Raw genomic sequence first — 23,052 nt, 5'->3', positions numbered from 1 at the left:
TTTGAATCGTTTCTTATTTTCGGGAAATAGCTATGCTATATATCTTGTTTTATATCATGGTAAAAAAGGGTGCTTAATACATATCTTCTTTTACCAATTCTATAAATAAAGTAGCAAGTTTGTCTGTTACGGCTTCGGCATATTTTTTTCCTTTTTCGGCAGTCGATTTATGAGGGTTTCCAATACCGGTGTCCTGTGATACTTTGGACCAATTACGTGGAGTCCATGCAACACCTTCGCGAAGAGTTTTAGTCTTGAAGGGGGTGTATGCGCCATCGCCTGCTACTTCCAAATTTACCAATTCGGGGCGATAATACATTAAAACAGATGTTTCCAGCTCATCAGCGTGATCTCCTGCTTCTTCGAAGAAATCTTTAGTCGGTACTATCTTGAACCATTCGGTTGCTGCAATTAAAAAATCAGGATAATCTATTGCTAAATCGCGGATCATATTCTTGAAACTATTTCCTCCATGACCATTTACGATGATAAGTTTATCTATATTTTGTCTGTGAAGCGATGCTACAATATCGGATAGTATTGCTTTTTGAGTCTCGTAACGACCATGTAGACAAAAGGGTAGATCGAATTGTCCCGGGTTTTGAGAACCAAAGGGAATAGGAGGCAGTATCATCCCTTTAACCTCTGCCTGCTCGTATGCTTTTTTTACTGCATCTAGCGAAGTGTCGTATGCCAGATAACAATCGGTTAAATAAGGCAAATGGTAATTGTGAGGTTCGGTTGCACCCCATGGCAAGACTGCATAGTCATATTTTTGGTCTTTAATGTCGTTGTAGGATGCGGATAGAATATCGAATTTAGGCATAATAACAGGTAATTAAAACGTTAGTAATATATTTCTATATAGACAGAAATTTGACTTTAAGATTAATATCGGACGATGAATTTACTGCTTTTTGGAGAGGAATCAACTATATCGTTATATTTTTCAGGATTTTTGTAATTTGACGAATATTGTAATGTTTAGAAGGAATATGTCTCTATTTTTATTAATATTTATGCATAACTTATTGAGTTTCCCTATTAAAATAAACTTTAAATGTGTATTTTTGTGGAAATTGAATTTTTTTATATTTTTTAGATAAGAGAGGCATGGATACTGAAAAACAGCAATTGTTGGATAATCGTTATTTGCGTATGGCGATGATTTGGGCAGAAAATTCTTATTGTAAAAGACGTAAGGTTGGTGCTCTTATAGTAAAGGATAAAATGATTATTTCCGATGGCTATAATGGAACTCCTGCCGGATTTGAAAATATTTGCGAAGACGAAAATTATTTAACCAAACCATACGTACTACATGCCGAAGCTAATGCTATTACTAAGGTAGCCTGTTCGCACAATAGCAGCATGGGAGCCACCATGTATGTAACTACATCGCCGTGTATGGAATGCTCTAAACTAATTATACAAGCAGGAATAAAAAGAGTGGTTTTTAGCGATAAATATCACAATATGGACGGATGCGATATCTTGGAAAGAGCAGGTATCGAGGTTGCTTTTGTTTCCATAGACAGCGAAAAAGAATAAATTTAAATAACAACACATATAATACTTGATTTCTATGAGATCAACATCTAGCAGTAAAAGATACTTTGTTTGGTTACCCTTGTGGATTGCTTTTGGTATTGTAATAGGCATTGTCATAGGTAATGGTTTTTCGATATTTACATCTCAGAAGAAAATTTTCAGTGGTGGTAATAAGTTCGATGCAGTATTGCAGTATATCAGTGAAGCTTATGTAGATACAGTAAATACTCAGGAGTTAATAGAAAAAGCAATTCCGGGATTATTGGCAGAACTCGACCCACACTCCACGTATTTTACAGCAAAAGAAATGGAGCTGACCGGCGATGATCTCGAAGGTCATTTCGGAGGCATTGGTGTGCAATTTGTATTGCGTAACGATACTATTATGGTAGTAAGTGTAATTGTTGGAGGACCATCTCAGGCAGCCGGCATTCGTCCTGGCGACCGTATTGTGTATGTTAACGACAGCCTCTTTGCAGGTAAGGGTATGACTACCGATAAGGTGATGCTCAACTTACGAGGTGCTGAGGGTACGGATGTGAAACTGGGTATTAAGCGATTCGACAATCCTAAAATTGTAAATATAACTGTGCAAAGAGGTGATATACCAGTCAACACAGTAGATATTGCATATCAACCTGCCGAAAAGATCGGATATATAAAGATCAGTAAATTTGGAGGTACTACTACTCAAGAATTTATTTCGGCTATATCTAAATTAAAGAAACAAGATAGCGAAACATTTATAATAGATTTACGCCAAAATACGGGAGGATATCTTCAAGCAGCAATCGACATGGTTAATGAATATCTTGATAAGGGCGAACTTATAGTTTATACCCAAGGTAGAGCGTTTAAACGTGAGGATGCTTTTGCAAACGGATCGGGAACTTCTAAAAAAGATCAACTGATTGTTTTGATGGATGAGGGTAGTGCTTCAGCGAGTGAAGTGTTTGCCGGAGCTATTCAGGATAATGACAGAGGACTTATTGTAGGTCGCCGTTCATTCGGAAAAGGTTTGGTTCAAAGTCAACAAAAATTTGTAGACGGATCGGCTCTTCGATTGACTATTGCTCGTTATTATACACCTGCCGGACGTTCTATACAGAAACCGTACGAATTGGGTAAATCTGGCGATTACAATCAAGACTTAATGAATAGATACTTGAGAGGTGAATTTGATTCTCAGGATAGTATCAAGCAAGATAACGAGCCGGTATTCCATACCGCAGCAGGTCGTTTGGTGCATGGAAACGGAGGTATTATGCCCGATGTATTTATTCCACGCGATACTATTGGAATCAATTCGTATTATATCTCAGTAATGAACAACGGACTTGTATATGAGTATGCATTTACGTATACCGACAAAAACCGTCAGCGTCTTGAGCAGTTTAAAACTTGGCAGGAGATGGATGCTTACCTATCATATCAACCTTTGTTGACTAATCTAATTAGTCTGGCAGACGTGAAGGGAATCCGTTACAGACCTTATTTGGTGACTGAATGCCGTAACTTGTTGAACCTACAATTGAGAGCTAATATTGTAAGAAACTTCTTTGGTGATGAAGGTTATTATTCTCTTGTTTTACAAGATGATATTGTTTTGAAGAAAGCAATAGAACTTGCACAAGCAAGGAAAGCAACCCCGGCAGCGATTAAGAGTCAAGCATATAAAGAAGCTAAGTAAGACAATAACTATAAAATATATGATTGGTGCAGGGATAGGGCTTTTGCTCTGTCCCGCTAATCAATAAAGATAAATAGGTCTGAGACCTTAAAATTAAACTATATTGAAATCGGGAACAGATTCCTCTAAGGATAAATTAAGAAAAGAAATTGCAAACGAGAAACGCCGATATGCAGAAGAAGAACTACTTCTGATGTCGGAAGAAGTTTTTTCGGTGCTTGAGATTACCGGAACATTTAGAGATGCTTCTATCATCTTTATATATAATGCAATGGCTGATGAGGTGTCTACACAGGCATTTATCGAAAAATGGAAATCGGAGAAACATTTCTATTTGCCCGTTGTGAAGGATAATAATTTGGTATTCCGAAAATTGCACGATGATACTCTTTTCGAAAAATCTAAGATAGGGGTTCACGAACCGGTTGGAGAAGATTTTACTGATTATTCTAAAGTAGGAATGGTGATTGTACCCGGTGTGGCTTTCGATCGGAAATGTAATCGATTGGGGCGTGGAAAGGGATATTATGATCGTTTTCTGGCTAAGATAAAAGCGCCAAAAGTAGGAGTCTGTTTCGACTTTCAGTTGAAAGACCAAATACCTGCTGATGACAGAGATGTAAAAATGGATATGATTGTGGGCGAGAACGAATTGATTTGGTAGCCTGCGATTGTTTGTTGTAATTAGTGACCTTTAAATACATACTAAAATCTGATAAAATGAAACGTACAAAAACTTATCAGGCAGGTTTACTTTCGCTAAGTCTGCTGTTGAGTGGGATGTTTTCATCCTGCACCAATGACGATCCACCTAAACCTTACGGAGTATTGCCTTCTGCCGATCAGATGGAATGGCAAAAAATGGAATACTATATGTTTATTCATTTCGGACCTAATACATTTACGGATGTAGAGTGGGGAAATGGTAAAGAAGACCCAAAAGTATTTAATCCGACAGATGTAGATTGCCGCCAATGGGCTGCTACAGCTAAAGCTGCGGGTATGAAAGCTATCATATTGACGGCTAAACATCACGATGGTTTTTGTTTATGGCCAAGTGAATACAGTACACATACCGTTCGCGAAAGCTTATGGAGGGATGGTAAAGGTGACCTGCTGAAAGAGCTATCGGAGGCTTGTAAAGAGTATGGCTTGAAGTTTGGTGTATATCTTTCACCTTGGGATCAAAACCACCCTGCATACGGAACACCCGAATACAATCAGATATTTGCGAATACGCTGACCGAAGTTTTATCGAACTATGGTCCTATATTCGAACAATGGTTTGATGGTGCTAATGGTGAACACGAAGGTGGTAAAAAACAAGAATACGATTGGAAAATGTTCCATGATGTTGTTTATAAAAACCAACCGAATGCAATTATATTTAGCGATATAGGTCCAGGTTGTCGATGGATGGGTAACGAACGCGGTGTTGCGGGCGAAACCAATTGGTCGAGATTGAATATCGAAGGCTTCGGTCCCGGTAGATTGGCTCCTCATGCCGATACGCTAAATATCGGTAATATACATGGTGCTGCATGGGTTCCTGCCGAAACGGATGTATCTATTCGTCCGGGATGGTTCTTTAGCCCTTCTACTAACGATAGGGTGAAAAGTGTAGATCAGTTGATGGATATATATTATACTTCGGTTGGTAGAAACTCTAATCTGTTATTGAATGTGCCACCCGATAGAAGAGGGCGTATTCACCCGAATGACTCTACCCGTTTGATGGAATTCCGTCAGACTGTAGAATCGGTATTCAGTAACGATTTATCTAAAGGTGCAAAAATATCAGCATCTAAAACCAGAGGTAATTCTTCTAAATTCGCAGCAGCTAATTTGCTAGACGATAATTACGATACTTATTGGGCGACTGACGATAATGATATGACTGCTTCGTTAGAAATAGACTTGGGACAAGCTAAATCTTTCAATCGATTGGTTATCCAAGAATATATACCATTAGGGCAACGCATTCAGAAGTTCAATATCGAGTATCTTAATGGTGATAAATGGGAAGAAATAGCGAACGCTACAACTGTTGGTTACAAACGTATATTAAGATTTCCTACTATTACTACTCAGAAATTGAGAATCAATATACAAAATTCGTTGGCATGTCCTATTTTAAATAAGATTGGTTTGTTTGCTGCTCCAGAAAAGCTAACAACTCCTCTTATTCAAAGAAGTAAAGACGGTCTTGTTTCTATCAAGTGTGCTACTCCCGAGCCTGTAATTTATTACACTACAGATGGCACTGAGCCAACAACATCTTCTAAGGTATATAAAGACGCATTTAAACTGGCTGAAGGCGGTTCGGTAAAAGCTATTGCTACTATAGAAGAAGGAAAGACTAAAAGCGAAGTAGTATCAGTAGTATTTGATATTGCTCCAGCTAAGTGGTCTGTTGTTTCTCCAGCGGTTGATAATGTAGATCGCATAGTAGACGGTAATCCATCTTCGTATGTTGGTATTAAAGATAAAGAAGCGGTTGTTGTAGATTTAGGTGATAAACTTGTTCTGAAAGGTTTTTCATACGATCCGTTGAAAAGCGAAACAGCTAATAATGTTTATAAGTACAATTTGTATACTAGCTTAGACGGTAAAGTGTGGACTAAGGTGCAGAGTAATGCAGCTTTCAACAACATAAAGAACAATCCGATTAAACAAGATGTATTGTTTGACAAGGCAGTAGAAGCAAAATTCATAAAGCTTGAACCTTTGCAAACTACAGCTACCGCTAAAGAGTATATTGTAGCAGAATTGGGTGTTATAACAAAATAAGATTGTATTTGATGCAATAGATATAGGAGCAGATTTTGCTCAAGTTTTAAGTAAGAGAAAAATCAAGGGGCTGTAAGGTTTATAGATTTTTCTCTTACTTTTTTATTCTTATATATGATTATATTAATATTGTTCGTATATTTGCGAACATGATAAATAATAATGGCGAAAAAAGAATTAACTAAGGAGCAAGAACAGTTGGCTAGATTTGCCAAAGCATTGGGGCATCCTATCCGAATTGCTATCCTGCAAATGTTGGTAAACCAGTCTTGTTGCTATCATGGTGATATGTCGGAAGTATTACCTATTGCTAAGAGCACTCTTTCGCAACACTTGAACGAGTTGAAAGATGCAGGATTGATTCAAGGAACAATAACTCCACCAACTGTAAAGTATTGCATAAATCTTGAAAATTGGACTGAGGCACAAACGCTATTTACAGCTTTCTTGAAAGATGTTGAGTTAGATACTGAGTGTTCTTAATCATAAAAATTTGTCTTTAATGTTCGTTGTTTTGCGAATTACGAATTGTAGGTTTAAATATAAAACAAAATGAAAATATTGATTCTTTGTACAGGGAATAGTTGTCGTAGCCAGATGGCACACGGTTGGCTTCAAGCATTCGATTCGAAGCTCGAAGTATATTCGGCAGGAACAAAAGCAAGTGGAAAGCTTAATCCAATAGCCGTAGAAGTAATGCAAGAAGTGGGCATTGATATTTCGCATCATACTTCTGATAGTATTGAGAAATACCTGAATGGAGAATGGGATTATGTGATAACTGTTTGCGGTGGGGCAAACGAAAACTGTCCTATATTCAACGGAAAAGTGAAGCACCGTTTGCATATAGGTTTTGATGATCCTTCGGAAGCTGCTGGCACACCTGAGTTTATTAATAGCGAATTTATCAGGGTAAGGGACGAAATAAAGAAAGCATTTTATGAATTGTATATCTCAAAATTAAAAAGTGATGAGTAGTAAAAAGATGGGTATCCTAAACAAAAATCTAACACTCTGGATATTCATGGCTATGGCGATAGGAGTGGGGCTGGGTTATTTTATCCCTTCATTCAGTGGGTATATTGATTCCTTTTCGAGTGGAACCACAAATATACCTTTAGCTATCGGGCTTATATTGATGATGTATCCGCCGTTAACCAAAGTAAATTATAAGCTATTACCTAAGGTGTTTTCTAATGTAAAGGTATTGACAACATCATTGATTCTTAATTGGATAATAGGACCTGTATTGATGTTTGGCTTAGCCATAATATTTTTACACGATTATCCCGAATATATGGTGGGTGTTATTCTCATAGGCTTGGCTCGTTGTATAGCTATGGTTTTAGTATGGAACGATTTGGCGGAGGGCAACTCCGAATATGGAGCAGGGCTTGTGGCTTTAAACAGTATTTTTCAAGTATTCTTTTATAGTTTTTATGCTTGGCTGTTTATTACCCAATTGCCACCATTGTTGGGGCTTGAAGGTGCTATTGTTGATATATCTATCGCCACAATTGCTCAAACGGTGGGTATATATTTAGGTATTCCTTTTGTGATGGGTATACTTAGTCGATTGATATTGGTGAAGTTAAAAGGCGAGAAATGGTATACTGAAAAGTTTATCCCTGCCATATCTCCCATTACATTAATAGCACTATTGTTGACTATTGTACTTATGTTTAGTTTGAAAGGAGAGTTAATAGTTCAAATCCCTATGGACGTGGTGCGTATAGCAATACCACTTATCATATATTTTGCATTGATGTTCTTTATCAGCTTCTTTGCGAGTAAATCGGTTGGAACGCCTTACGACAAAAATGCCTCTATCTCTTTTACTGCTACGGGAAACAATTTCGAATTGGCGATAGCTGTTGCTATTGGCGTATTTGGTTTACATAGTGGACAAGCATTTGCAGGCGTAGTAGGTCCATTAGTTGAAGTACCTGTGCTGATTGTTTTGGTAAACGTTGCACTATGGTTAAAGAAGAAGTATTGTACAAATAGCATATAAAAAAGAAATACATATAAATATGGAAACAAATAAAGAAAAAAAAGAGTTGGTAAAACAACAATATAGCGAACTGGCTTTAAATGGCGATTTATTAAAGTCGTCTTGTGGATGTGGTACTAATCCGGCAAAACCATCTAAAAAAGTCTTTACTATAATGAGTGAAGATTACAGTCACCTGAAAGGTTACGAAGCGGATGCCGATTTAGGTGTTGGTTGCGGATTGCCGACTGAGTATGCAGGACTAAAAGAAGGTCATACGGTTATCGACTTGGGATCGGGTGCAGGCAATGATTGCTTTATTGCCAGAGCCGAAGTGGGTGAAAGCGGTAAAGTTATTGGTATTGATTTCTCGATGCCGATGCTAGAAAAAGCCCGAAAAAATGCATCTAAGCGAGGTTATACAAATGTAGAGTTTAAGGAAGGTGATATTGAGGAAATGCCCATACCCGATAATACGGCTGATGTAGTAGTAAGCAATTGTGTATTGAACTTGCTACCCGAAAAGAATAAAATCTTTAAAGAAATTTACCGTGTACTTAAACTAGGAGGTCATTTTTGTATTTCGGACGTAGTGCTTAATGGTGTTTTCCCGAAAGAGTTTACTGATAATGCTTCTATGTATGCCGGTTGTATTGCAAGTGCCATTCAAGAAGAAGATTATTTAGGAGAGATAGAAAAAGCGAACTTCACTGATATTAAAATAGAAAGGACAAAAACAGTTGTGATTCCAGATGAAGTTTTACAAGAAAACCTGGATGAAGAAACTATCGCAAAATACAAAGCCGGAAATGTAGGTATTTATTCAATTACTGTGACTGGTGTAAAAGCTTAAACGAAAAGAGGCAGATCTGGAAAGATCTGCCTCTTTTTATCTTTAGAAAAGCATGAGAGCTTACTCGGCTTTCTCAAAATTATCCTGAATACGTTTTGCATCTTCGGGATTCGTAGCTTCCATTTTTATCGTTTTAGCATCCTTAGCATCAATAGTGATGCTTTTGTATTGTGCATGTCTGAATACTAACTCTTGATCTTTTCGAGCCATGATAGCATATTCTCCATTGACATTAGATAACGACTGAGGGTTAGTACCTTGTATGGCTATTGATGCACCTTGTATTGGTTGGTCATTGGCAGCATCTACTATTTTGCCGCTAATGAGAGTTTCTTTCTCTAGGTTTTTTGTCTTTTTTATATCCTTCTGGTCGTAAATGTAGAACGATACAACGCACAATAAAACCAGTACTATACCTAATTTCGATTTCATGACTATTTTATTTATTATTTTTTACATTCAAAATAAGTGCTTCATAATACGTTCTCATATTACGGTTTTCTATTGCTGTTTTAACGATAGTAATAGAAAGAGATATGAGACCTTATTTTAAGCTTTTAGTAACCTCTACCAATCGTATAAATTCGGCTTTATAGCCTTCGGTGTCGTTTTCTAATCCCGATTTGGCTTGAGCAATTACTTTGTCATAAGTAGCATCGCCTTTGTAATCAGAATCTTTGATTAGCTGGGCAAACATGGCTACTGCCGATGCGAAATGCATATCCGAAGATACGTCATTTTTTTTATTATCTAAAACAGGCAATTCCATATTAACGCTATTATCCCTGTCAGGCTCTTTGTATCTCAGTTTTACAGTCAGTAACTCAGGTGAATCCGTAAGAATAATGTTTTCGTTGGATTTGTTGGTTTTTTGATATTTAAGTTTGTCTACTTTAGGTAACCTGTTTGTTTTTACTCCTACGGGAATCACTTCGTAAAGGGCTGTTACTGTCTGACCGACTCCCATCTCTCCTGCATCTTTGGTGTCGTCGTTAAAATCTTCCTTGTTTAAGATACGGCTTTCGTATCCGATAAGTCTGTATGCTTGGACTTGACTCGGATTGAATTCTATTTGTAGTTTTACATCTTTGGCTACAGTAAATAGAGTACCGCTAAACTCTTGTACAAGTACTCTATTAGCTTCTTGGATATTGTCTATATACGATGCATTACCGTTTCCTTTTTCGGCAAGAGTCTGCATCTTCGCATCTTTATAGTTACCCATTCCGTAGCCTAGTATAGATAGAAAGACTCCTGATTTCCTTTTCTTTTCTATTAGTTCTTGTAAGCCTTCGTTGCTCGACACTCCTACATTAAAATCTCCGTCAGTACAAAGTATAATGCGGTTATTGCCTCCTTTTATAAAGTTTTTCTCGGCAATTTCGTATGCTTTTTGAATGCCTCCTGCTCCGTTGGTAGAGCCTGATGCTACAAGCCCGTCAACTACATCTTTTATTTTTTGTTTTTCACTACCTGATGTCGAAGCTAGCTTTTCACCTACTTCACTGGCATAAACGACTATAGCTACTCTGTCGGTATTTCTTAAATTGTTTATAAGTAGGTTCATTGACTTTTTTACGAGTTCAATGCGAGTAGGTCCTGCCATTGACCCCGATACATCTATCAAAAAGACAAGATTACTTGGTGGAAGATTTTCTTTCTCTACTTCTTTTGCCTTCACACCGATGCGTACTAAACGGTGTTGTTCATCCCAAGGACATTGTCCCACTTCGGTTGTTACTTTTACAGGATCTTTAGTGGTTGGCTCATCGTATTTATATTTAAAGTAGTTGATGAATTCTTCTATTCTTATTGCATCTTTTGGAGGCATTTCTCCTTGATTCACATATCTGCGAAAGTTGGTATAAGAAGCTGCATCTACATCAATAGAAAGTGTTGAGAGAGCTTCTTCTAAAGGCGATTTGAAGCTGTTTTCTACATAAGATCCATATTCTTCATTTTTATTTTTCTTATTGTATTCTAGGCTCGATCTCAGATCGCTTTCAGATATACTTATAGAGGGTTTACTTCTTTTTTCTCGCTGTCTTTTCCCCGAAGATGTGGATGCTGCACTGATCATGTCTCTTGAATTTAGAGAATTGTATCCTATCACTACTGTTTCGGTTAATATCTGACTGTCCTCTTCTAGGGTTACATTAATATTCTCGGAAGTTTTTACTTTTATTTCTTTGCTTACATATCCTATGTATGAAAATATTATTGTGGCGTTAGCTTTAACTGTAATAGTATAATTACCATTCATATCGGAGATTGTGGCATTATTGGTACCTTTTTCTAATACCGAACAGCCAATAATAGGATCGTTTGTCGGATCGGTAATTATTCCCGTTATTTTGATGCTTTGGGCATTCAACATACTCGAAACACATAGAAGAAGTAATGCAACTAAAATTTTTATGTTTTTGATCATAGCTGTTTATTTTTTGGTTTAACTTTTTTTGTGTGTATATGCTTTTTGTTTTTTAGCATTTGGTCTTTAATTCTCTCTAATCCCTGATATTATAAGAAAAGCAATACATTGAGTCGAAAGTTTTATGTAAACAAAGTATTGCCATATGTCTTGTTTTATAGAGAAGATGTCACTGTTAATTCCACAAAAGAAACATTTTTTTTTTTTTATCGTTGCAAACTTTTATAAAATCATGTAGCTTTGCCAACTATATAAAACGACAAGATTTGAGATTTTTTACACTAAATAGGCAAAAATCTGTTGAATATACGGATGAGGAACTGTTGGCGCAATACCGAGAGACAGGGGATTCTGAGTCTTTTGGACAGCTTTACAATAGGTATATTCCGTTGGTGTATGGTCTCTGCTTGAAGTATTTACAAAATGAAGATCAGTCGCAGGATGCTGTGATGGAGATCTTCGAAAACCTTCTACCCCGCGTAAGTGGTTACGAAATCAAAGTATTTAAAACTTGGTTATATAGCGTAGTCCGAAATCACTGTTTCCATATCCTCAAAGAGAATAAAAAAGAAATAATTGTAGATTTTGACTCTAACGTTATGGAATCTGACCAAATTTTAACTCTATTAAGTGAGGACGTGGAAAAAGAGCAGGAAGATGCACTGAATTATTGCATGGCTAAGCTCTCCGAACCTCAAAGAATATCCATAGACAAGTTCTTTTACGAAGAAATGTCTTATGCCGATATTGTCACACTAACGGGGTATGATCTTAAGAGCGTTAAAAGTTATATCCAAAATGGTAAACGTAATTTAAAATTGTGTATAGAAAGCAGACTGAACAATGAAGTTTCTTGATTACATACAAGGAGTCCGCAGAGGGAAGGCCGCTCATCGAATAGAACACGAGGCGATGGGTGATCCTTTTTTGTCCGAAGCTATCGAAGGATATGATTCAATTGAAGGGAATCATGCCAATCGAATAGCTAGGATGCAAGCATCTGTGCTTGCGCGTACTGCTAGGAGAGAAACTCAAACTGGAGCGTGGAAGATTGCAGTTGCTGCAGTTGCCGTCATAGCTCTGCTTAGTGGATATTTTGCATTGATGAATCATAAATCTTCGATGGCACTAGCCAACGAATTGGAAAATTCATACATTAACTTATATGCCCCCGAAATTTATATAGAGCAAAGAAGGCTAGAACTTACTGCGATGATCGAAAACGATCCATCTCAGAATGTTTCTGTAGAATCGGTAGTGCCTATTGCTAACCTCGATGAGGTAATAAAACCTGTAGAAGTACTTCCTTTATATATACCTGGTGTTTATGCCGATCTTAAGAAAGATGTTATAGATGCTGAGTCTGCTCCATTGGATGAGACTAAAAAAATATTTATAGCTGAAGGACCATCTTCTATTTTAGCAGAAGCTAAAGTTTCGCGACCACAATCAACTAAAGCACAGGTTATGCCTGATAAGTTAAGAGATGCGTGGACTACTAAAGAAGTAACTGAGGTTACACGTAGTAGAGCAGTTGAAGTAAATAAGGCAAATGCTAGGGGTGCAAATCAACGTGTTATGGGATTGGCTGTAGCTGATAATCCAAAAGAAACATCAACAAAAGAAACCGAAGCGACTTCAACTATTAGAGTTGATGCTCACGAAGCACGTCTATTAGCTGAACAAGCCGGATTTGATAAGATAGAAGTTGTTGGAGCTGATGAGTTGGATGGCAATGCTCTAGAATTGAATGAGGTAGAAACGACTAAAAGGACAATTACCCGCGAGTCGGTATATAGACCTAAAGCTTCGTCAAGATCTTTAGTATCAGGTTCTACAAAGAGAACTAAACCCGAACCTCTGATTGGAAATAAGGCATATAAAGCATATTTGAAAGAAAACATCATCCGCCCTCAAGATGGTGAGTGTAAGAATAAGAAAGGAAAAGTTATCGTTCAATTCTCAGTAGATAAGAATGGTAATCCCGTAGATATTTATGTAACAAAAGCCCTTTGTAAAGATCTGGATAGAGAAGCGGTTCGTCTTGTGAAAAACGGTCCGAAATGGAAATACGGAACTTTACGTGTAGATGTAGAAGTGGAGTTTTAGATAAATCCTTATCTTTGCTTTCTAAACATTCTTCCTTTTATCAATGGCAAAAAAGAACTTCTACGTAGTATGGAACGGAGTCACTCCCGGAGTGTATAACTCATGGGATGAATGCAAGGCTCAGGTTTCGGGCTATGATGGAGCAATATATAAATCTTTCCCCTCATTAGAGCAGGCTAAGAAGGCTTTCGACGAAAGCCCTTGGTTGTATGTTGGCAAACAAGCAAAAAAAGAAAGTCCCAAGAAATTATTATCTAACCCTGCTATTATAAAAGATAGCTTAGCTGTGGATGCCGCTTGTAGCGGAAATCCGGGGTTAATGGAGTATCGGGGTGTATATGTCTTGACCGGAGAACAAATATTCCATCAAGGACCTTACGAACAGGGTACTAATAATGTGGGTGAATTTTTGGCTCTTGTGCATGGCTTGGCTTTATTGAAACAAAAGAAATTGGCTATGCCTCTTTATTCGGATAGTGCGAATGCAATTAAATGGGTAAAGGAAAAAAAATGCAAAACTAAATTAGATAAAACTGCAGTAAACATGTCGTTGTTCTATATGATAGAGCGTGCTGAGAAATGGCTCAAAGAGAATTCCTATACTACCAAAATAATAAAGTGGGAGACAAAGGAGTGGGGCGAAATTCCGGCAGACTTTGGTCGAAAATAAGATCTCATCCTTTTTTAGTTACTTTGGCATGTTATAAGTGAAAAACTTATGAGCAGACTTATAAATGAGACTGCAAATTTGTGAGCTTAAAGAGAATACGAAATAATTTATATTGCTTAATAATAAAAATTATGGCTTTTAACGGATTTACACCTGCTACAATACAATTCTTAAACGATTTGAAAGAGAATAACTATAAAGAGTGGTTCGAAGAGCATCGTTCGGTATATGAAAATGAATTGGTTAAACCTTTTAAAGAACTTATTGCATCATTAACTCCTACGATGCATAATATCGATTCGCAGTTCGAGCTGCGTCCACATAGGGTATTATCTCGTATCTATCGCGATGTTCGCTTTTCAAAGAATAAAGATCCTTATAAAACTTGTTTGTGGATGAGCTTTCAGGCTCCTACGCCCGATTGGGTAAATATTCCTGGCTTCTTTATGGAACTGAATGCGGATACATATTTCTATGGTATGGGATTGTTTGGTCCAAAGAAAAAAACGATGGATAATCTGCGTGATAGCATTGCTTATGATGCTAAGGAATTTCAGATTCAGACCCAAAAGATTCTTGATCGTGGTTTTGTGGTGTACGGTGATGAATACAAACGTCTTATTCCGAGCGAACTGCCTGAGTATTTTCAGACATGGATACAGCGTAAGAATCTGTATGTAGGTAAAAATCTTCCAGTGAATGAGGATGTGTTTTCTCCTAAGTTTGCAGATATTATTCGTGAGGATTACGAATCGTTAGTTTGGTTATACGAGTTCTTTAAAGATGAATAAATAATAGAATCTAAATAGAAAAAGCTCTAATCTTATGGATTAGAGCTTTTTTATGTTTAAGAGAATTTTTATTGCTGTTGTTGTTTAATGATATCAGCAATATCTGTCTCGTCCATTTTACCTGTCATTCTCACAATTACAATTTCCTGATCTTCGCCATCTATTGCGAATACAAATATTTGAGGAATAAGAGTTCCTTCTTTTCTTGCTACAATGCGTACTTTATCGCTTCCATCCACTACGTTGATTAATGTTTCGTAGCCGTTTTCGTCCTTGATTCCCTCCAAATCAGCTAAAAATAATTTCTTTATTTCAGCAGAGCACTCTGTTAGGTTAATAACATCTATAGACTCTAACTTTTCCATAAAGGGAGGAGTTTGAGGCACGGCACTCGAATCTGCTATTCTTGCTGCAGCTAAAGATGCTTCGATCATGGTTCGGTCTACCTGTTGGTATTGAGCGTTTTCGTTTAGAGCTAAGCCTGATACCCAATTGCTCAAATCTTGCGCTGAAATAATCTGGCTAGTAGCAAAAACTAAAAATATCGAGAAAATAAGTTTTTTCATAAATTTTACTTGATAGGTGATAACTCTATTTTTTTCAATAAACCTTAATCGGCAATAAATAAATCGGTTATTCTTTCGCCTCCCGTTAAATGGTATGCTTGTAGTCCGAATGCTCGAGCTTCGGTTATGTTAAGTTCGTTATCGTCAATAAAAAGGGTATTTTTAGGATTCTGGCGAATGTCTGCCATCATCTGTCTATATATCTCATGATCGGGTTTTCTAAGATGCATTTCATCTGAGTAGAAACACTTGATAAAAAGATCATCAAAGTTTTCTCCAAATTGTTGTCTGTACATTGCTTTAAATTTGACTCTGTGTGGAAAATTTGTATTGCTGAGCAAGTAAGTGCGATAATTCTTTTTGATGTTTTCGAGTAGAGCAATTCGTTCGGGTAAGTAAGGTTGAAGTAAAGCGTTCCATGCATCCCATATTTGCTTCTCTGATACGTTTTTTGCGTCGGGGTAATCCGTATGAATAGCATCAATAAATTGTGATGGGCTTATAAGTCCTAATTCGAGATCGAGTAAAAATTTCTTATGGGCAGAAATAATGTCATCAGACTCTAAGCCTTCGATGCGCAGGTTGCTAAAAGCAGCTATTGTGCGCCCAATGTTTATGTCCATGATCACTCCTCCAAAGTCGAATATGATACTATCAATCTCAGATACAGGAAAATTTGGTATATTTAATTTCATTCTTACAATTTTTATAAACTACGAATATAGGTAATTTTTTTTTATAGAATCTCTTGTTAACAAAGGAAAAAGGAGAAAAGGAATTCATTAATTTTGTATATTTTTGTATGGCGATAGATATGTGTATTCTTATATCCCTTAAATACGAATCTAATTAATAAAAATAAATAACATATGAGTAAAATAAAAGCAGCTATTGTAGGATACGGAAACATTGGTAAATATGTACTGGACGCTATTTTGAGTTCTCCAGATTTTGAAGTGGCGGGTATTGTACGCCGTAATCCTAACGATGTTCCTGCTGAGCTGAAAGCTTACAAGGTTGTAGCAAGTGTAAAAGAGTTGGGCAAAGTAGATGTTGCCATACTTGCTACACCAACCAGAAGTGTTGAGAGCTATGCTAAAGAATGTTTGGCTTTGGGTATTAATACAGTAGATAGCTATGATATTCATGGTGGTATTGTAGACCTTCGTCGTAGTTTAGATGCAACTGCTAAGGAATACAAAGCAGTATCTATTATTTCGGCAGGATGGGATCCAGGTACAGACTCGATGGTTCGTTCTATGTTCGAATTTATGGCACCCAAAGGTATTACTTATACCAACTTCGGTCCGGGTATGAGTATGGGACATACAGTGGCAGTAAAAGCCATTAAAGGTGTAAAGGCTGCTTTGTCTATGACTATTCCTTTAGGAACAAGCATTCATCGCCGTATGGTGTACATAGAGGTTGAAGAGGGTTATAAATTTGCAGATGTAGCAGCAGCTATTAAAGCTGATGACTATTTTGCTCATGACGAAACACATGTTACTCAGGTTGATTGTGTGGATAGCCTTAAAGATATGGGACATGGTGTAAATATGGTACGCAAAGGGGTTTCGGGCGATTCTCAGAATCAGTTGTTAGATTTCAATATGAAAATAAACAATCCTGCTCTAACTGCACAGGTATTAGTTGCTTCGGCTCGTGCTTCATTAAAACAAGCTCCGGGTGCATATACTATGATCGAAGTCCCAATTATTGACTATATTTACGGTGAGAGAGAATCTCTAATAAAGAAACTTGTATAAAATATACTTAAAAAACTATGATTTGTTTTCCGAACGCAAAGATTAATTTGGGTTTAAACATTGTTTCGAAGCGAGACGATGGATATCACAATCTGGAGACAGTTTTTTATCCGATAATGATAAAAGATGCTCTTGAAATTATTGTATCTGAGCGACAAGATAAGGATTCTTTTATCGAATCAGGAATCAAAACGGGGACATCGCTCGAAACGAATTTAGTAATGAAAGCCTTAAAATTGATGAGGACTCATTATGATATTCCTTTTTTGGATGTCCATTTATTGAAAAAAATTCCTTTCGCCGCAGGAATCGGAGGAGGCTCTTCCGATGCTGCTTTTATGCTAAAATTGTTAAACAAGAAATTTTCGCTCGATGCTACAAATGGTCAGTTAGAAGCTATGGCTGCTCAAATAGGAGCCGACTGTTCATTTTTTATCTCCAATCGTCCATCATTTGCAAGTGGGATAGGAGAGGTGCTCGAGCCGGTTGAATTGTCTTTAGATGGTTATTACCTAATGCTCATTAAACCAGATATAAATGTATCGACTAAGGATGCTTTTGCATTGGTAAATCCATCTCAGCCAGAAATTTCTTTGAAAGAAATTATAAAACAACCTGTATCGGAATGGAAAAATCTGATGGTTAATGATTTTGAGAAAAGCATTTTTACAAAACATCCTGCAATAGAACAAATCAAGTTGAAATTGTATGCTTTAGGAGCTGTGTATGCTTCGATGTCGGGATCGGGATCGTCGGTATATGCTATCTTTAATAAAAAAACGGATCTGAAACATCATTTTGCAGACTGTTTTGTCTGGGAACAAGAGTAAGTTTCGTTATAAATAAATAAAAATAGGGGAGGTCATTTATTTTGACTTCCCCTATCTTTTTGATTCCATCTGTGATGTATTTATTTGATATTTATTTACAGTTATCCTGAAATGGTATTTATTTTTATTTTTTTAGACTATTTAGATATTCTTTTGTTGCGTCTAAAAAGATTTAATAGTTAATAAATAAATTTATTCTTTTTTTTTGATCTTGTTTTTTATTCTACCTTTGGCACCTTCGATATACATAAGAATGTATTTTAGACATTTTCTTTTTAGACAACTTTGATATGTTAAACTACTTTAGATTAAACCAGATAAAATTGGGTGCGAAAATATTTACTTGCCTAATTGGGATTATTATACTGGTATTATGTACTTCTTGTAATAAAAATGACGATGATATACGAAAATTAGAAGCGTTGAAACAAGCTTGTATATGGAATGCTAAAACAGATAAAGGACTTACTTATATTCATCAGTTGAAGGACGAAGCTTTAAAACTAGGTAATGATCGGTATGTAGGTACTGCTTATTATTATTTAGCGAATACTTATCTACTAAATGGGAAACAAGATAGTATATTATATGCTTTGGAAGAGGCAAAGATATACTACCAGAAGGCAGGATACAAGAGAGGGATTATACTTATAGAGTCTGCAAAAATAGATATGTTGCTGGCCGATAATAGCTACGAATTGGCATTAGATGCGATTTCATCATTATTGAAGGATGTTGTCATCAGTGATGATGATTATATGAAAGGTGCCATATATACATCATTAGGTAATGTTTATTTATATTCAAATAAAGCCGAAGATGCTCTCAAAGTATATAAGGATGCATTAGAGGCTTACTACAGATTGCCTATTCAGCAGGAGGTGGAAGTTGTGCCTGAATATAATTATGTGATTTATATGCAGGCGGTAGCGGCGAATCAGGCAAAAAAGTATGAATTGTCTTTGTCTTATTGTGACACTTTTACTACTAATCTCGAAAAAGAAATCGTTACTGCGACAATAAAAGGAGGAAAGCTTTGTGATGTTAATATCTTGAGGGCAGATAATTTACTTGAATTAGATAGAATTGATGAAGCTGAGCCGCTAATAAAAGAAATAATTTCCTTTGTAGAGGAGAATCCGAACTTCAAATTGATGCCTGATTCCAACTTTATTTTTGAATTTTTATTATCCAAGTATTATTTCAAGAAACATCAGTACGATGCTGCTCTTCAGTGTCTTGATTCTTTATCTTTTACGGATTTGCCTTACATTGATTATCTTGCTGCACAAGAGTTAAAATCGGAAATAGTTTTTGTTAAAGGTGATTATAAAAATGCTTTTGCATTGCAGAATGAACTTATGCAATACTCTGATTCTATAAAATCGACGAGTACTTCGCGACAACTTGATCGCTTGAGAAATACATTCGAAATTGAAATGCAGGCACGAGAAAATGAATTGAACGCTAAATATACAGAGGTAATCATTATATTCTTATCGGTAATTTGTATTCTATTGATATTATTACTTTATATAAAAGTACGAAATACGAAAAAACTGAAGAAAAAGAATGAACTAATATTTTCCAGATATAGAGACTTAGATAAATATACACATAAAGTAAGTAAAGGAGATGCTCCTTTATCGGAAGAAGCGCAGGAGAATGAGTCGGAACAAGCTCTGTTCGAAAAAGCAGAATCTCATTTATCTACTACTGAAGCTTTCCTAGATCCCTATATATCAAGAGAATCGCTTGCTCTGGAACTGGGTACTAACAGACAGTATTTGACGCAAACAATTCAGGAGAATACGGGAATGACCTTTATGGAGTATATCAATGAAATGCGACTCGAATATGCTCGCCGTCTTTTATGCTATAATATAGATCAGCCTATTGACGAGGTTTATACTACTTCTGGCTTTAATAGCAAGAGTACGTTTTATCGTCTATTTAAGCAAAAATATGATTTAACTCCTAAAGAAATGCGAGAAATTGCAATTCAGGGAAAATAAGTATTGAGGGATAGCTTTTTACGATCGGCTTTCGATATTTAGAATCACTTACTTATTATGTGCAATTATTATGGCTTGGCTTAGGAAAGCTTAATTTTACCTCTTGTTTATTTGTTAAAAGAAAGAAGGCGATTTGAATTTATTTTCAAATTTCCTTCTTTTTTTAGTGTGTCTTAATTATTCACTATGAGGTGTTTGCGTGTGTGGGATGCCCTTTTTGCCATATTGATACTCGGTTCTGCACCTCTGAGACTTTTGCTTTTTATTCTTGATGTAGTTTTGTGCCGACAACAAAATATTTTGTTTGTATACACTAACAATGGACTAGCTAATGTTTTAGAAAGGTTTTGGGGAATTAATGTCTTTCTATTAGCAGAATAAGATAGTCGTTTGTATTCACTACTATATCTTATTGGATTATGAGAATCTATTTTTCAATTTTGTTTATACTGATTGTGCACTTTCTACAAGCACAAGTTGGTATCAATACTCAGAGTGCATATACTAATACTCTTTTGCATATAGATGCTAAGGGTAATACATCCGGCACAACCAATTCGTCCGACGATGTGGTTATAGATGCTTCGGGCAACATAGGCATAGGAACATTGTTACCTAAAGCAAAAGTAGACATAGTAAAAGATGGAACGGCATCTTTAATGAGAATTGAAGATGGTAAGCAGGCAGCTAATAAAGTATTGGTATCCGATAATTCGGGTAACGCTTCGTGGGTAAGCATGCCTTCTACAATGGGAGTAACTTATAATCTTACCAATCTCAAGGCCACTTATGGGTCAACATATACACTCGTGCGGGCAATACCAGTTTCAACTCCAGGATTTTATCAGGTAGTTATACGATGGTGGGGTAAGAGTTCTGGTGTGAATGGTAACAGATCGACGGCTGCTATGTTTGCCTTGTCAACATCGGCTAATGCAAGTAATAACTGGACTGCGGATCAGACAAATCAGAAAGATGTATACGAAAAGTATATTTATATGGATGCTGCTCTCGAGACATTTTGTTTCGCATTACCTCTTTCTGCAAAAGTAACAACAGAAGCTTATCTGAAAGTTTATATACGGGTTAGCGTTGGAGGCTCTTGGCTTGTAGGAGACAATCCCGACCCTTCAAATAGTAATTGGCAGCCTAGTATAGTTGTTTATAGAATATAATTAACAAATGAGAAAATATTTATTTTTAGCAATAATTATGTGCTTAGGCTGTAAATTGTCGGCACAAATAGGAATTAATACTGAGGCTCCTCAAAAGCTGTTTCATATTGATGCTAAAGGCAACACATCTGGTTCAACCAATGTATCGGATGATGTAGTTGTCGATAATAATGGTAATGTTGGTGTAGGCACAATTTCGCCCACAACTAAACTGCATATAGAAGCAACTCAAACAGATTTTCCTGCTTTACATTTTTCGGATGGTAACGAGGGGGTAGGTAAAGTGTTGGGTAGCAAAGATGCCAGTGGAAATATAGCATGGTTGGCTCCACCCAACTCGTGGGCTAAAGCATTTTATACTACTGGTAGTAAGAGTTATAGAAACACTGTTCGTCATCTCTTTTTTTCTACTCAAGTTCCTTTAGCTGGAACGTACGTTGTAGTTTTACGTTGGTGGGGAAGGGCTAATGTTACTAACCCGGTTATTAGTGCTTATGTTCATGTAACAGAGGGGGTTGATAACGTAAATGGCTCGTCAGGAGATATAGGTCGCGATAATATTGAATATTATATCAAATACCCTGTAGCAAATGCTGTATTTACATTTACCACAACTTTGAGGGTTCAGTTAAGTCAAAATAACAGATGGATAAAAATTTATCTTACACCTGCTACTCCTGTCAATCTTAGTTATAATTGGAATGTAGGAATGAATGGTACAGATCGAAATTATAATCCAAGCATTTTAATTTTTAAAATTTGAGATCAATGAAACAATTTATAATCATAAAGATATTTATAGTATTAATTTGTTTTGGCTCGAATGCTCAGGTTGGTATTAATATAAGTCAACCTAGTGGCGTTTTTCACATCGATCCCAAATCAAATACTCCAACCGTTACAACCGACGATGTTATTGTGAATGCAAATGGTTATATGGGGTTGGGTACAGTGTCTCCAACAGCAAAATTGCATCTTAGTGTACCTTCGGGAAGTACGGCATTACGTATTGTTGATGGTACGGAGAAAGTTGATAGAGTACTATTGTCAGATGCAGCAGGAAATGCTTCATGGGGTGCTATGCCCGGTAGTGGAGGAGAGGTTGTTTATCTCACCACGGCTACGACTTATCCTCAGGGAGTTATAACCAAACTCAAATTGTCTTCTAATACTCAATATAAGGTTACCTCCGCTGGAAATTATCTTATTTTTATCCGTTGGTGGGCAAAACCCAGTGCGTTGAATAATAAGACCACAAATGGATTTTTATTTGCTTATAAGAATGGGGTAGAAGTAGATTCTCAGGAGTTTTATGAACCGATTTATACAGCCAATACTTATTTTTCGTTCAGCACAGTTTTGCTGGTTTCAGGGTGTAAAAGAGGAGATTATTTAGAGATTGGAGTAAGACCTCAGACCGCTAGTTGGACTACGGCTACTTCTGCACATACCAGATGTACAATCAAGTTTTTTATGATGTAGTGCTTCATTGGTTTATAAATATTCTCCCCTCTCAATAAATTAATTACAGTTTTACCGATGAGGTTCATTGTATGGATTATCTCTTGTTGTCGTTAAAATTATCCATATATGAACTTGTCCTAGGTAGGTGTATTCATGGTAGTAGCTTGTAGTGATTACAGGCTGCTATTTTTTTTCTCTTTTAAGTCTGTTTACTTTTAAAAACAATAAAGTTTAATTATCTTTACTTCTGTAAAATAACTAGTTATCCTTTCGATGATTAATAAATTGACAAACATATCTTCCTTTAATGATCTAAACTTTAACTGTTTAGATTTGCTTATATGCGTTGAAATGTTAG

At 36.5% G+C, this 23,052-nt stretch carries 23 protein-coding genes; 18 read left to right on the top strand and 5 right to left on the bottom strand.

Going from position 1 to position 23,052, the window contains the following annotated elements; all coding sequences use genetic code 11:
- Positions 1 to 73 precede the first annotated feature (73 nt).
- Positions 74 to 829 (bottom strand): creatininase family protein, encoded by a 756-nt coding sequence (locus tag HGC4_RS02600; RefSeq protein WP_087880140.1) that lies wholly within the window; start codon positions 827 to 829, stop codon positions 74 to 76.
- 284 nt (positions 830 to 1,113) lie between these two features.
- On the opposite strand from HGC4_RS02600, the gene HGC4_RS02595 reads away from it, so the two are divergent.
- The 8 genes from HGC4_RS02595 to arsM all read left to right on the top strand — a co-directional run bounded on the left by HGC4_RS02595 (position 1,114) and on the right by arsM (position 8,877).
- A complete protein-coding gene (locus tag HGC4_RS02595) occupies positions 1,114 to 1,551 on the top strand; it encodes a dCMP deaminase family protein (protein ID WP_050708558.1) in 438 nt (145 codons plus the stop codon).
- A 34-nt stretch (positions 1,552 to 1,585) separates the two neighbouring features.
- On the top strand, positions 1,586 to 3,241 hold the full coding sequence (locus HGC4_RS02590) for a S41 family peptidase (RefSeq protein ID WP_050708557.1): 1,656 nt from the start codon (positions 1,586 to 1,588) through the stop codon (positions 3,239 to 3,241).
- 103 nt (positions 3,242 to 3,344) lie between these two features.
- Positions 3,345 to 3,905 (top strand): 5-formyltetrahydrofolate cyclo-ligase, encoded by a 561-nt coding sequence (locus HGC4_RS02585; protein WP_050708556.1) that lies wholly within the window; start codon positions 3,345 to 3,347, stop codon positions 3,903 to 3,905.
- Positions 3,906 to 3,961: 56 nt separating this feature from the next.
- Positions 3,962 to 6,031, top strand: a complete 2,070-nt coding sequence (locus HGC4_RS02580; protein ID WP_050708555.1) for an alpha-L-fucosidase — start codon at positions 3,962 to 3,964, stop codon at positions 6,029 to 6,031.
- Between the two features lie 162 nt (positions 6,032 to 6,193).
- Complete coding sequence (locus HGC4_RS02575) at positions 6,194 to 6,514, top strand: ArsR/SmtB family transcription factor (RefSeq protein WP_050708554.1); 321 nt, start codon at positions 6,194 to 6,196, stop codon at positions 6,512 to 6,514.
- Between the two features lie 69 nt (positions 6,515 to 6,583).
- The gene (locus HGC4_RS02570; RefSeq protein ID WP_050708553.1) at positions 6,584 to 7,009 is read left to right on the top strand and encodes an arsenate reductase ArsC; all 426 of its coding nucleotides are present in this window, start codon (positions 6,584 to 6,586) and stop codon (positions 7,007 to 7,009) included.
- Complete coding sequence (gene arsB, locus HGC4_RS02565; RefSeq protein ID WP_050708552.1) at positions 7,002 to 8,045, top strand: ACR3 family arsenite efflux transporter; 1,044 nt, start codon at positions 7,002 to 7,004, stop codon at positions 8,043 to 8,045. The genes HGC4_RS02570 and arsB overlap by 8 nt, the downstream gene beginning before the upstream one ends.
- A gap of 19 nt (positions 8,046 to 8,064) precedes the next feature.
- Positions 8,065 to 8,877, top strand: coding sequence for an arsenite methyltransferase (gene arsM, locus HGC4_RS02560; RefSeq protein WP_050708551.1), 813 nt, complete (start codon positions 8,065 to 8,067; stop codon positions 8,875 to 8,877).
- Between the two features lie 60 nt (positions 8,878 to 8,937).
- On the opposite strand, the gene HGC4_RS02555 is transcribed toward arsM, so the two are convergent.
- Together HGC4_RS02555 and HGC4_RS02550 are read right to left on the bottom strand one after the other, a co-directional pair.
- Positions 8,938 to 9,309, bottom strand: coding sequence for a carboxypeptidase-like regulatory domain-containing protein (locus HGC4_RS02555; RefSeq protein ID WP_050708550.1), 372 nt, complete (start codon positions 9,307 to 9,309; stop codon positions 8,938 to 8,940).
- 112 nt (positions 9,310 to 9,421) lie between these two features.
- Positions 9,422 to 11,308 carry a vWA domain-containing protein gene (locus HGC4_RS02550; RefSeq protein ID WP_050708549.1) on the bottom strand — a complete coding sequence of 629 codons (1,887 nt, stop codon included), beginning with the start codon at positions 11,306 to 11,308 and terminating at the stop codon, positions 9,422 to 9,424.
- A gap of 266 nt (positions 11,309 to 11,574) precedes the next feature.
- On the opposite strand from HGC4_RS02550, the gene HGC4_RS02545 reads away from it, so the two are divergent.
- The 4 genes from HGC4_RS02545 (at position 11,575) to HGC4_RS02530 (ending at position 14,878) form a co-directional block, all read left to right on the top strand.
- Entirely contained in the window at positions 11,575 to 12,165 is a 591-nt protein-coding gene (locus HGC4_RS02545) for an RNA polymerase sigma factor (protein ID WP_050708561.1), read from the top strand.
- Positions 12,152 to 13,417 carry an energy transducer TonB gene (locus HGC4_RS02540; RefSeq protein ID WP_050708548.1) on the top strand — a complete coding sequence of 422 codons (1,266 nt, stop codon included), beginning with the start codon at positions 12,152 to 12,154 and terminating at the stop codon, positions 13,415 to 13,417. The genes HGC4_RS02545 and HGC4_RS02540 overlap by 14 nt, the downstream gene beginning before the upstream one ends.
- Before the next feature lie 43 nt (positions 13,418 to 13,460).
- On the top strand, positions 13,461 to 14,087 hold the full coding sequence (locus HGC4_RS02535; RefSeq protein ID WP_050708547.1) for a ribonuclease H1 domain-containing protein: 627 nt from the start codon (positions 13,461 to 13,463) through the stop codon (positions 14,085 to 14,087).
- 131 nt (positions 14,088 to 14,218) lie between these two features.
- A complete protein-coding gene (locus HGC4_RS02530) occupies positions 14,219 to 14,878 on the top strand; it encodes a DUF2461 domain-containing protein (protein WP_199327693.1) in 660 nt (219 codons plus the stop codon).
- Between the two features lie 68 nt (positions 14,879 to 14,946).
- On the opposite strand, the gene HGC4_RS02525 is transcribed toward HGC4_RS02530, so the two are convergent.
- Positions 14,947 to 15,444 carry a DUF4252 domain-containing protein gene (locus HGC4_RS02525; RefSeq protein ID WP_050708546.1) on the bottom strand — a complete coding sequence of 166 codons (498 nt, stop codon included), beginning with the start codon at positions 15,442 to 15,444 and terminating at the stop codon, positions 14,947 to 14,949.
- A 44-nt stretch (positions 15,445 to 15,488) separates the two neighbouring features.
- Positions 15,489 to 16,139, bottom strand: a complete 651-nt coding sequence (locus HGC4_RS02520; protein WP_050708545.1) for an HAD family hydrolase — start codon at positions 16,137 to 16,139, stop codon at positions 15,489 to 15,491.
- 174 nt (positions 16,140 to 16,313) lie between these two features.
- Between HGC4_RS02520 and HGC4_RS02515 the strand changes: the two genes are divergently transcribed.
- From HGC4_RS02515 to HGC4_RS02490, 6 genes are all read left to right on the top strand, one after another.
- Positions 16,314 to 17,210, top strand: coding sequence for a diaminopimelate dehydrogenase (locus HGC4_RS02515; protein WP_050708544.1), 897 nt, complete (start codon positions 16,314 to 16,316; stop codon positions 17,208 to 17,210).
- A gap of 17 nt (positions 17,211 to 17,227) precedes the next feature.
- Positions 17,228 to 18,040, top strand: a complete 813-nt coding sequence (ispE, locus tag HGC4_RS02510; protein ID WP_050708543.1) for a 4-(cytidine 5'-diphospho)-2-C-methyl-D-erythritol kinase — start codon at positions 17,228 to 17,230, stop codon at positions 18,038 to 18,040.
- Positions 18,041 to 18,330: 290 nt separating this feature from the next.
- Positions 18,331 to 20,055, top strand: a complete 1,725-nt coding sequence (locus tag HGC4_RS02505; RefSeq protein WP_050708542.1) for a helix-turn-helix domain-containing protein — start codon at positions 18,331 to 18,333, stop codon at positions 20,053 to 20,055.
- A 419-nt stretch (positions 20,056 to 20,474) separates the two neighbouring features.
- Positions 20,475 to 21,230 (top strand): hypothetical protein, encoded by a 756-nt coding sequence (locus HGC4_RS02500; protein WP_050708541.1) that lies wholly within the window; start codon positions 20,475 to 20,477, stop codon positions 21,228 to 21,230.
- 7 nt (positions 21,231 to 21,237) lie between these two features.
- Entirely contained in the window at positions 21,238 to 21,993 is a 756-nt protein-coding gene (locus HGC4_RS02495) for a hypothetical protein (protein ID WP_157258082.1), read from the top strand.
- A 5-nt stretch (positions 21,994 to 21,998) separates the two neighbouring features.
- On the top strand, positions 21,999 to 22,712 hold the full coding sequence (locus tag HGC4_RS02490; protein ID WP_050708539.1) for a hypothetical protein: 714 nt from the start codon (positions 21,999 to 22,001) through the stop codon (positions 22,710 to 22,712).
- Positions 22,713 to 23,052 lie beyond the last annotated feature (340 nt).

Origin of the sequence: Dysgonomonas sp. HGC4 (assembly GCF_001261715.1) — a bacterium.
Lineage (GTDB): Bacteria > Bacteroidota > Bacteroidia > Bacteroidales > Dysgonomonadaceae > Dysgonomonas_A.
This window is presented reverse-complemented; position numbering and strand designations above follow the sequence as displayed.

Bases quoted from the DNA above. Each gene is read 5' to 3' on its own strand.
- HGC4_RS02520 (WP_050708545.1), bottom strand. From the start codon at position 16,139: ATGAAATTAAATATACCAAATTTTCCTGTATCTGAGATTGATAGTATC.
- arsM (WP_050708551.1), top strand. From the start codon at position 8,065: ATGGAAACAAATAAAGAAAAAAAAGAGTTGGTAAAACAACAATATAGC.
- HGC4_RS02555 (WP_050708550.1), bottom strand. From the start codon at position 9,309: ATGAAATCGAAATTAGGTATAGTACTGGTTTTATTGTGCGTTGTATCG.
- HGC4_RS02505 (WP_050708542.1), top strand. From the start codon at position 18,331: ATGTTAAACTACTTTAGATTAAACCAGATAAAATTGGGTGCGAAAATA.
- ispE (WP_050708543.1), top strand. From the start codon at position 17,228: ATGATTTGTTTTCCGAACGCAAAGATTAATTTGGGTTTAAACATTGTT.
- HGC4_RS02550 (WP_050708549.1), bottom strand. From the start codon at position 11,308: ATGATCAAAAACATAAAAATTTTAGTTGCATTACTTCTTCTATGTGTT.
- HGC4_RS02515 (WP_050708544.1), top strand. From the start codon at position 16,314: ATGAGTAAAATAAAAGCAGCTATTGTAGGATACGGAAACATTGGTAAA.
- HGC4_RS02570 (WP_050708553.1), top strand. From the start codon at position 6,584: ATGAAAATATTGATTCTTTGTACAGGGAATAGTTGTCGTAGCCAGATG.
- HGC4_RS02540 (WP_050708548.1), top strand. From the start codon at position 12,152: ATGAAGTTTCTTGATTACATACAAGGAGTCCGCAGAGGGAAGGCCGCT.
- HGC4_RS02575 (WP_050708554.1), top strand. From the start codon at position 6,194: ATGGCGAAAAAAGAATTAACTAAGGAGCAAGAACAGTTGGCTAGATTT.
- HGC4_RS02590 (WP_050708557.1), top strand. From the start codon at position 1,586: ATGAGATCAACATCTAGCAGTAAAAGATACTTTGTTTGGTTACCCTTG.
- arsB (WP_050708552.1), top strand. From the start codon at position 7,002: ATGAGTAGTAAAAAGATGGGTATCCTAAACAAAAATCTAACACTCTGG.
- HGC4_RS02535 (WP_050708547.1), top strand. From the start codon at position 13,461: ATGGCAAAAAAGAACTTCTACGTAGTATGGAACGGAGTCACTCCCGGA.
- HGC4_RS02495 (WP_157258082.1), top strand. From the start codon at position 21,238: ATGAGAAAATATTTATTTTTAGCAATAATTATGTGCTTAGGCTGTAAA.
- HGC4_RS02530 (WP_199327693.1), top strand. From the start codon at position 14,219: ATGGCTTTTAACGGATTTACACCTGCTACAATACAATTCTTAAACGAT.
- HGC4_RS02525 (WP_050708546.1), bottom strand. From the start codon at position 15,444: ATGAAAAAACTTATTTTCTCGATATTTTTAGTTTTTGCTACTAGCCAG.
- HGC4_RS02500 (WP_050708541.1), top strand. From the start codon at position 20,475: ATGAGAATCTATTTTTCAATTTTGTTTATACTGATTGTGCACTTTCTA.
- HGC4_RS02595 (WP_050708558.1), top strand. From the start codon at position 1,114: ATGGATACTGAAAAACAGCAATTGTTGGATAATCGTTATTTGCGTATG.
- HGC4_RS02490 (WP_050708539.1), top strand. From the start codon at position 21,999: ATGAAACAATTTATAATCATAAAGATATTTATAGTATTAATTTGTTTT.
- HGC4_RS02580 (WP_050708555.1), top strand. From the start codon at position 3,962: ATGAAACGTACAAAAACTTATCAGGCAGGTTTACTTTCGCTAAGTCTG.